The organism is Myxacorys chilensis, assembly GCF_059505265.1.
Genome location: NZ_JCACKG010000034.1, coordinates 1 through 2,080 on the forward strand (window position 1 = coordinate 1; position 2,080 = coordinate 2,080).

At 68.4% G+C, this 2,080-nt stretch carries 3 protein-coding genes; all 3 read left to right on the forward strand.

The annotated features are described in order from the left end of the window. Positions 1–301: hypothetical protein (locus AC5JLB_RS01840; RefSeq protein ID WP_495872155.1), on the forward strand; the 301-nt coding region annotated here is incomplete at its 5' end. Beyond that, a complete protein-coding gene (locus AC5JLB_RS01845) occupies positions 301–1,008 on the forward strand; it encodes a CIS tube protein (protein WP_495872156.1) in 708 nt (235 codons plus the stop codon). The genes AC5JLB_RS01840 and AC5JLB_RS01845, both read left to right, overlap by 1 nt. Then, a partial coding sequence (locus AC5JLB_RS01850; RefSeq protein ID WP_495872157.1) for a phage late control D family protein occupies positions 989–2,080 on the forward strand: 1,092 nt, incomplete at its 3' end. The genes AC5JLB_RS01845 and AC5JLB_RS01850, both read left to right, overlap by 20 nt.

The window sequence follows — 2,080 nt, forward strand, 5'->3', positions numbered from 1 at the left end:
GGCCGGCGTTGCGTGGCGCGGCGCGGCGCGGACCGACGTCGCGCCCGTCCGGCACCGGGCCCCCGTCGAGATCGCGTGGGCGCAGCCGGCGTCGCAGCGCGAGACGCGGACCGACCTCGCGTCGCTGGCGCGCACGCTCGCTGCCGGCGGCGCGGTCGCGGCCACGACCGACATCGCGCGGTCGGCCACAACGCGGGAGACGGTGCAGGTGGCGTCTCCCGACACCGGGCGGCTCGTCGACGAGGTGATGGAGCGGCTCGACCGGCGGCTGCGCAGCGACCGGCTCAGAAGGGGTTTGTAATGTTCGGAGCCTCGCTCGAAAAGGCCTACATCGAGACGGTCAACGCCACCGAGTACAAGAAGATCCCGGTGCTCTTCAATCCGGCCGAATACAGCATCGAACGCGCCAACGCCTACAAGACGACGCCGCTTCCGAGCATCGGCAGTCCGCTGATCCAGTTCGTGAACGGCGATGCCGCGACGCTTTCGCTCGAATTGTTCCTCGACGACTGGACCGATCCCGACGGCCCCCCCGCCGAGGTCCCGCTGCTCAGCGGCAGGGGTGAGAAGAAGAGCGTGCGCGAGCGGATCGACGAGGTCGTGTCGCTGCTCGACATCGACCGCGGGCTGCACGCGCCGCCGCGTGTCCGCTTCGTCTGGGGACCGCTGCGCTTCGAGGCGGTGCTCGAGAAGGTCGGGCGGAAGGTCACGCTGTTCCGCCCGGACGGCACGCCGGCGCGCGCGACGCTCTCGGTCGCGTTCAGGGAGTATCGCGAGCGTTCCCGCGAGGCGCCGAACGTCCGGCTCGAAAGCGCCGATAAGACGAAGCGGCGGCAGGTCCGCGCTTCGGAATCGATCTGGATGATCGCGCACCGCGAATACGGCGACCCGCGCCACTGGCGTGCCATCGCCGAAGCGAGCGACGTCGACGAGCCCCGCGCGCTCGAGCCCGGTGACTGGCTGCGCGTGCCCCCGCTGGAGGTAGAGAATGCTCTTAACCGAGGCTAGCGGCGGCCAGACCGACCTGTTCGCTCCGGCAGCGACGATCGCGTTCGAGCGCCCGGACAACGACATCCGCACCGGGCTCGGGCTCGACTTCACACAGGTCGAGGTCGACCTTCAGCTCAGTGTCGCCAACACCTTCCGTTTCACGATCCCGCGTGCGTTCGACGTCGAGAAAGGCGATTTCCTCACGCGATTCGGACAGCCGCTAATGCCGATCCTCAAGCTCGGCCGGCGCGTCTGGATCCGCATGGGCTACGGCGACCTGGCGCGGCGGACGCCGATCATCTCGGGGTACATCACCGCGATCTCCACCGGTTTCTCGGAGGGCGGCTCGCCGGAGGTCGAGGTGTCGGGAACCGATGCCGCCTACCTCCTGACGATCGGCACGCGCGAGCATCGGCTCGAGAACAAGTCGGTGCGCGACGCAGTCAATATGGTGGCTCAGGCGAACGGGCTGTCGCTGACCTTCTCCGGCACGCCACCCGCCAACATCACGCTCGACGCCAACCACCAGACCGACCTCGATTTCCTGCGCAAGCTGGTCGAGAACTTCTCGACGCGCGAAAGGAAGTGGGAGTTCTTCATCCGCGGCTCCGACACCGTGGACAAGCTGGTGTTCCGGCCGCGCAGCCCGGTCGATCCGCCGCTCGCGACGCTGGTGCAGGGCAGTGACCTGCTCAGCTTCAAGCCGGAGATCAACCTCGGCAACCAGGTCAAGAAGGTCGAGGTCCACGGCTGGGACGAGGTCCGCAAGGAAGCGATCGTCGGTGTCGCGACCGCCGACAAGGGCAATAAGGGCGAGCCGGCGGGTGGCGACATCCAGCGCAGCGCCTTCGGCAGGGATTCGGTGCTGGTGCTCAAGCTCCCGGTGAAGTCGCGGGAGGAGGCCGACCAGCGCGCCGAGGCGGCGATGGCGATGCGCGCGAACGATCTGCTCAAGGGCGAGGGCGAGACTTTCGGCCTACCCGAGCTGGTGCCGGACACCGGCGTCGCGCTCACCGGCCTCGGCCAGCAGTTTTCGGCGAGCTACTACGTGGTGAAGACCGTCCACCGCTTCGACACTTCGGGCTACCGC